This is a genomic window from Bradyrhizobium sp., assembly GCF_049581145.1.
GTDB lineage: Bacteria > Pseudomonadota > Alphaproteobacteria > Rhizobiales > Xanthobacteraceae > Bradyrhizobium.
In genome coordinates, this window is sequence record NZ_JBAURI010000699.1 from 1 (window position 1) to 7,235 (window position 7,235).

Below are 7,235 nucleotides of genomic sequence, written 5' to 3' on the forward strand. Positions count from 1 at the left end.
CGATAGCAAGATCGGGTTTCTTGTTTCAGGCTTTCTTGGCCATGGGCGCCAGCGCCTGCATCGCCGCGATATAGCCGTAAGGCCCAAGCCCGCAGATCACGCCGGTCGCCACCGACGAGATCTTCGAATGCCGGTGATACTCGTCGCGGGCATGGATGTTGGAGATGTGGACCTCCAGCACGGGTCCCTCGAACGCCTTGATCGCGTCGAGGATCGCGATCGAAGTGAAGGAATAGCCGGCCGGGTTGATGATAATGGCATCGGCGCTCTGTCGCGCCGACTGGATCCAGTCGACGATCTCGCCCTCGTGATTCGATTGATGGAAGGCGAGCTCCAGCCCGAGCTCGGCGGCGCGCTGTTCGCAGCTCTGCTTGATCTGTGCCAGCGTCGTCGTTCCATAGATGTGCGGCTCCCGCACCCCCAGCAGATTCAGGTTGGGACCGTTCAGGATCATCAGTCGTTTCATGGCGTGTTCCTCGTTTTCCGCGCGATCAGACATTGTTTTCTCAGGGATTGCCGACCGAATTGGGCAATCGCGCGGACAGCGTAACCCCACCGGGGCGCGGCGCAATCCTGGCGACGCTCGCCGGTCCGCGCATCGCGCAAAACTGTTCAGGTCCGCTGGCGTCCCGCGGCGAAAAGGTTTCACACGATAGCAAAATGGGCCTAAGCTGCCGTTTCAGCGATCGAGCCTCGCCATGCGTTTCCGTATCAGAAGATCCGCTCATATCCTGGAACGACTTGGCCTTGCGATGGCTGGTGCAGCCTGTGGGCTGTTCGTTTCCGCCCATGTCGGATCGAGCATCTCGTTCCTGACCTCGGAGGGCTTCCTGCTTCTGATGATGATCGCCGGGGCGGTCGGGTTCTACCTCGGCATCGACACGCCGAAGATGCCGTTTCATCCCGATGAGGACCGGACCAGGATCGATAGCGCGGAATTTTTGAGTGCGGTCGGCACGTTTCTCGCGACGCTGACGGCGTTCTTTTCGGTCGGCATCATTGTGCTGCGCTCCGAGCCGGATCTCGCCTGGACCATCCTGATCGGGCTCGGCTGGACGGTGGGCATTGCCATGCAGATCGTCGCCGGCGCGATCGCGCGGGCGCGAGCCTGATCGGCGGCCCGTTTCCCGGCTTTCTGCTCCTTCCGCGCCACAAGTCATCATTTCGCCGCGGCACGGCCAATGATGGCGGGCGTGCGAAGTGCTATGCTTCGCCGGCGGCGCACCAAACGTGCACCGCACGACAAGCAAAAAACAGCAGCGAGAGGAAAGCCCATGGAACTCGGATATTTTGCGATGCCCTCGCATCCGCCGGAGTGCGGATTGAAGGAGGGCCAGGACTGGGACCTGCAGGTTCTGCGCTGGCTCGATGAGCTCGGCTATCAGGAGGCCTGGATCGGCGAGCATCACACCGCGCCGTGGGAGCCGCACCCCGCGCCCGATCTGATTCTCGCGCAGGCCTTCCTGCAGACCAAGACCATCCGGCTCGGCCCCGGCGGTTTTCTGTTGCCCTATCACCACCCGGCCGAGCTTGCGAACCGGGTGGCGATGCTCGACCACCTCTCCGAAGGCAGGCTGAATTTCGGTGTCGCGGCCTCGGGCCTCCCGAGCGACTGGGCGATGTTCAATGTCGACGGCATGAGCGGCCAGAACCGCGACATGACGCGCGAGGCGCTGGAGATCATCCTGAAGATGTGGACCGAGGACGCACCTTGGACCTACAAGGGCAAGTTCTGGACGGTCACCAAGCCTGAGACGATGTTCGATTTCCTCAAACCGCACATCAAGCCGTTGCAGGCGCCGTATCCGCCGATCGGGGTCGCCGGCCTGTCCAAGAACTCCGACACGCTGAAGCTCGCCGGCGAGCGCGGCTTCATCCCGATGAGCCTCAACCTCAACCCGGCCTATGTCGGCAGCCACTGGGATTCGGTCGAGCAGGGCGCCCAGAAGACCGGGCGCAAGCCGAACCGGCGCGACTGGCGCCTGGTGCGCGAGGTGTTCGTCGCCGACACCGACGACGAAGCCTGGAAGCTCTCGGCCGGCGACATGATGGGGCGGATGATGGGTGAGTATTTCCTGCCGCTGCTCGGCCATTTCGGCTTCAAGGACTATCTCAAGCACGCGCCCGACGTGCCGGACAGCGACGTCACCGTCGACTATTGCGCACGCCGCAACTGGATCGTCGGCTCGCCCGCCACTGTTACCGAAAAGATCGAGAAGATCTGGCACGAGGTCGGCGGCTTCGGCGTGCTGCTGGTGTTCGGCTTCGACTACAAGCACAGACCGGAGGCGTGGCATCATTCGCTGCAGCTGTTGCGGCACGAGGTGCTGCCGCGACTGAAACATCTGGATACGGCCCTCGGCAAGGCCGCGTGAGCAGGACAAGCAGCGCGAGGTGGCAGGGTCTTGCCATCTCGCGCTGTGCGCGATCGAACAACCAAAATCATGGTTGAAACGTTGTATTCGCTGCTTCGTGGTGCTGTACATTTTTTGAGCGGAAGATGTCGCGACTTTCATCTTGCCGCGGCAATTAAGACCGTGTGAGCCTCCGCGCCGCCGGTCACCGCGACCGGGCGTCCGCCGTTCCGCATCAGTTAACGCGTTGAATGAGGGGCGCTTTCCGGATGGTCTGAAAGTCTGCTCATGTTGACACGAAGTTTGGTCGTTGCGTTCATCGGCTTTTTCCTGGGGGCGGCGGTACTGGCAGAGGAGCCGAACGGGGCTCCGAAGATGGGCGGCGTCATCAACGCCGTGATTCAGCCCGAGCCGCCCGGCCTGATGCTTGCGATGATCCAGAACGGTCCGACCCAGATGGTGGCCGGCAATATTTTCGAGGGCCTGCTGCGCTACAGCCCGAAACTGGAGCCGTTGCCCGGCCTTGCCGAAAGCTGGACGGTGAGCCCTGATGCCAAGGTCTATACCTTCAAGCTCAAGCCGGGGGTGACCTGGCACGACGGCAAGCCGTTCACCTCGGCCGACGTGCTGTTCTCCATCGAGATGCTGAAGCAGACCCACGCCCGCGCCCGCAACAATCTCGCCATGGTCGAGAAAGTGGAGGCGCCTGACGATCTCACCGTGGTTTTCACCCTGAAAGAGCCGTTCGGCCCCTTCCTCGGCATCTTCGAGGTCGGCTCGATGCCGATGATCCCGAAGCATCTCTATGAGGGCACCGACTACAAGACCAATCCCTACAACAACGCGCCGATCGGCACCGGGCCGTTCATGTTCAAGGAATGGCAGAAGGGCTCGTTCATTCACCTCGTGAAAAATCCGAACTATCACGAGAAGGGCAAGCCCTACATCGACGAGATCTACTGGCAGGTCATTCCGGATGCCGCCGCGCGCTCGGTCGCGTTCGAAACCGGCAAGGTCGATGTGCTGCCGGGCGGCTCCGTGGAGAATTTCGACGTGCCCCGGCTCTCCAAGCTGAAGGATACCTGCGTCACCGGAGCGGGCTGGGAGTTCTTCAGCCCGCTTGCGTGGCTGTGGCTCAACAACCGCTCCGGTCCGACCGCGAACAAGAAGGTCCGGCAGGCGATCATGTACGCGATCGACCGCGATTTCGCCAAGGACGTGATCTGGAACGGGCTCGGCAAGGTCGCGACCGGCCCGTCGGCTTCCTCGATCAAGTTCTACACCGACGACGTGCCGAAATATGATTACGACCCGGCCAAGGCCAAGGCGCTGTTGAAGGAGGCCGGCTACAATGGCGAGAAGATCCGGCTGTTGCCGCTGGCCTATGGCGAGACATGGCAGCGCTGGGCCGAGGCGGTGAAGCAGAACCTGCAGGATGTCGGCCTCAACATCGAGATGGTCGCCACCGACGTGGCCGGCGGCAACCAGAAGATCGGCGACTGGGACTACGACATCGCCTTCACCTATCTCTATCAGTATGGCGATCCAGCGCTCGGCGTCTCGCGCAACTACATCACCAGCGCGATCCAGAAGGGGCAGATCTTCAACAATGTCGAGGGTTACTCCAACCCCGAGGTCGACAAATTGTTCGCCGAGGGCGCGGTCGCCACGCCCGACTCCAAGCGCAAGGAAATCTACGACAAGGTGCAGAAGATGCTGGTCGAGGATGTGCCGGTGGCCTGGCTTCTGGAACTGCAGTTCCCGACCATCACCCGCTGCAAGATCAAGAACCTGATCACCACCGGGATCGGCGTCAATGACGGCTTTCGCGATGCGTGGATCGACAGGTGAGCCGATAGCAGCCACGGGCTTTCGATGCTCTCCTTCATCGCGCAGCGGATCGTCAAGGGCGTCATCGTCCTGATTGCGATCGTCGTGCTGAACTTCTTCCTGATCCGGCTCGCGCCCGGCGATCCCGCCATGGTGATGGCGGGAGAGGCCGGCGCCAGCGACAAGGTCTTTGTCGCGCAGTTGCGGGAGAAGTTCGGGCTCGACAAGCCGCTGCCTGAGCAGTTGTTCGTCTATGTCAGGGGCGTGCTCGGTTTCGATCTCGGCTTTTCCTTCCGCCAGCAGGCGCCGGTATCGCAGCTGATCCTGGAGCGGCTGCCGGCGACGCTGCTGCTCACGCTCACCGCGTTCGCGATCTCGCTGGTGTTCGGCGTCCTGTTCGGCGTGCTGGCGGCGCGCTTTGCCGGCACCTGGGTCGACACCGCGATCACGGTGTTGGCCCTGATCTTCTACGCCACGCCGCTGTTCTGGATCGCGCTGATCGCGATCCTGTTGTTCTCGGTCACCATGGACTGGCTGCCGAGCTTTGGTTACGAGACGGTCGGCGCCAATTATACCGGATTTGCCCACGTCCTCGACGTGGCCGCGCATCTGATCATGCCCGCCGCCACCATCGGGCTGTTCTTCATGGCGACCTACACAAGGATGACCCGTGCCGCGATGCTCGAGGTGGCGCGCCAGGATTTCGTCAAGACCGCGCGCGCCAAGGGCCTGCGCGATGCCGTGATCCAGCGCCGGCATGTGCTGCGCAACGCGCTGTTGCCGGTGGTGACGCTCGCCGGCCTGCATTCCGGCACGCTGATCGGCGGCGCGGTGCTGACCGAAACCGTGTTCGCCTGGCCGGGCATCGGCCGATTGATGTACGAGGCGCTGCTGCAACGCGACTATAACCTGCTGCTCGGCATTTTCGTCGTGTGTTCGGCCATGGTCCTGATCTTCAATCTCATCACCGATCTGGTCTATCGCCTGGTCGACCCGCGGATCGATTTCGCCGCATGAAGCAGTTCTGGACAACGATGCTGCGCAATCCGAGCGGGGTGATCGGGCTCGTCATCCTGACGCTGGCGGTCGCGGTGGCGCTGTTCGGGCCGGTGCTGTTTCCGCATTCGCCGTGGCGGATGGTGCAGCGGCCGTTCGTGCCGCCGTTCACGCTGTCCGCCGTGCCGCTCGGCACCGATGCGCTCGGCCGCGATGTGTTCGCCGGCATCATCTTTGGCGCGCGGGTGTCGCTTTTGGTCGGACTGGTCTCCACCCTGGTGGCGCTGATCGTCGGCATTCCCCTTGGCGCCGTTGCCGGCTATTTCGGCGGCCGGGTCGACGATGCCCTGATGCGCTTGACGGAATTCTTCCAGACCATTCCATCCTTCGCGCTCGCCATCGTGCTGGTCGCGATCCTGCAGCCCTCGATCTATTCGATCATTGCCGCGATCGCCATCGTGAGCTGGCCGCCGGTGGCGCGGCTGGTGCGCGGTGAGGTGTTGTCGCTGCGAAGCCGCGAATATGTCCAGGCCGCGATCGTCACCGGCCAACGCACCGGCTGGATCATCTGGCGCGAGATCCTGCCCAACGCGCTGTCGCCGGTGATCGTGCTGGCCTCGCTGATGGTTGCGACCGCGATCCTGCTGGAATCCTCGCTGTCGTTCCTCGGGCTCGGCGATCCCAATTTGATCTCCTGGGGCTACATGGTCGGCGCCGGCCGCACCGTGATCCGGCAGGCCTGGTGGATCACCGTCTTCCCGGGCGTCGCCATCCTGCTGTCGGTGCTCGGGCTCAACCTGATCGGCGAAGGCCTCAACGACGCGCTCAATCCGCGGCTTGCCCGAGAGGGCCGCTAGATGAGCCGTCCACCCGTTGTCTCGATCAGGAACCTGCGCATCGCGCTGCCGAAGGGCGCGGAGCGCCCGTTCGCCGTCGATGGCGTCTCGCTCGACCTCGAGCCCGGCAGGATCGTCTGCGTGGTCGGCGAATCCGGCTCGGGCAAATCGATGTGCGCGCATGCGCTGATGGGGCTGTTGCCCGACACCGTGTCGATTGCGTCCGGTGAGATCCTGCTGAACGGTCAGGATCTGCTGAGGCTCGACAAGGCCGGCTGGCGCGATCTGCGCGGCCGCCGCATCGCCATGGTGTTCCAGGAGCCGATGACCGCGCTCAATCCCCTGATGCGGATCGGCGACCAGCTGGTCGAGATGTTCGAGGCGCATCGCTTGCTGACGCCGCGCCAGCGCCGCGCCAGGGCGCTGGCGCTGGCGCGCGAGGTCGGGCTGCCCGATCCCGAGCGCATCCTGCGCGCTTTCCCGCATCAGCTCTCAGGCGGGCAGCGCCAGCGCGCGATGATCGCGATGGCGCTGGCGCTGGAGCCCGCGGTGCTGGTCGCGGACGAGCCGACCACCGCGCTCGACGTCACCACGCAGGCGCAGATCCTGAAGCTGATCCGCAATCTGCAGCAGAGCCACAACACGGCTGTCATGTTCATCACCCACGATTTCGGCGTGGTCGCCGAGATCGCCGATCAAGTCGTGGTGCTGCGGCACGGCCAGGTGGTGGAAGAGGGCACGGCGGCGCAGGTGTTGGCGCGTCCGAGCCACGACTGTACCCGCGCGCTGCTCGCCGCCGTGCCGTCGATCGATCCGCCGGAGCGGGCGCCGCTGTCGGAGAATGGCAAGGCCGTCGAGGTGATCGGGCTCGACAAGACCTTTGTCACCTCGGGCGGCTGGTTTCGTCCCGATCGCAGCGTGCAGGCGGCCAGCGAGGTCAACTTCACGATCTTCAAGGGCGAGACGCTCGGGCTGGTCGGCGAATCCGGCTCCGGCAAATCGTCGGTGGCGCGGCTGGTGATCCGGCTGCTCGAACCCGACCGCGGCACGGTGCGGATCGGCGATCTCGATCTCACCGCGCTCGAGGGCGAGGCACTGCGCGTGCAGCGCCATCGCATCCAGATGATCTTTCAGGATCCGTTCGCCTCGCTCAATCCGCGCCGCAAGGTCGGCCATATCATCGGCGACGGCTTGATTGCCCGCGGCACGACGCCCGCCG

7 protein-coding genes are annotated in these 7,235 nt (G+C 63.9%); 6 read left to right on the top strand and 1 reads right to left on the bottom strand.

The features are described 5' to 3' along the window. Window positions 1–25 precede the first annotated feature (25 nt). On the bottom strand, window positions 26–466 hold the full coding sequence (aroQ, locus tag WCB02_RS22750; protein ID WP_423961643.1) for a type II 3-dehydroquinate dehydratase: 441 nt from the start codon (window positions 464–466) through the stop codon (window positions 26–28). Between the two features lie 232 nt (window positions 467–698). On the opposite strand from aroQ, the gene WCB02_RS22755 reads away from it, so the two are divergent. The 6 genes from WCB02_RS22755 to WCB02_RS22780 all read left to right on the top strand — a co-directional run. After that, window positions 699–1,112 (top strand): hypothetical protein, encoded by a 414-nt coding sequence (locus WCB02_RS22755; protein ID WP_423961644.1) that lies wholly within the window; start codon window positions 699–701, stop codon window positions 1,110–1,112. A gap of 162 nt (window positions 1,113–1,274) precedes the next feature. Next, on the top strand, window positions 1,275–2,375 hold the full coding sequence (locus WCB02_RS22760; RefSeq protein WP_423961646.1) for an LLM class flavin-dependent oxidoreductase: 1,101 nt from the start codon (window positions 1,275–1,277) through the stop codon (window positions 2,373–2,375). Between the two features lie 267 nt (window positions 2,376–2,642). Further along, window positions 2,643–4,205 (top strand): ABC transporter substrate-binding protein, encoded by a 1,563-nt coding sequence (locus WCB02_RS22765; protein ID WP_423961647.1) that lies wholly within the window; start codon window positions 2,643–2,645, stop codon window positions 4,203–4,205. A gap of 24 nt (window positions 4,206–4,229) precedes the next feature. Continuing rightward, window positions 4,230–5,201, top strand: a complete 972-nt coding sequence (locus WCB02_RS22770; RefSeq protein WP_423961649.1) for an ABC transporter permease — start codon at window positions 4,230–4,232, stop codon at window positions 5,199–5,201. Further along, window positions 5,198–6,037 (top strand): ABC transporter permease, encoded by an 840-nt coding sequence (locus WCB02_RS22775; protein ID WP_423961651.1) that lies wholly within the window; start codon window positions 5,198–5,200, stop codon window positions 6,035–6,037. The genes WCB02_RS22770 and WCB02_RS22775 overlap by 4 nt, the downstream gene beginning before the upstream one ends. After that, the coding region (locus WCB02_RS22780) for an ATP-binding cassette domain-containing protein (protein WP_423961653.1) at window positions 6,038–7,235 on the top strand (1,198 nt) is incomplete at its 3' end. It lies immediately after the preceding gene.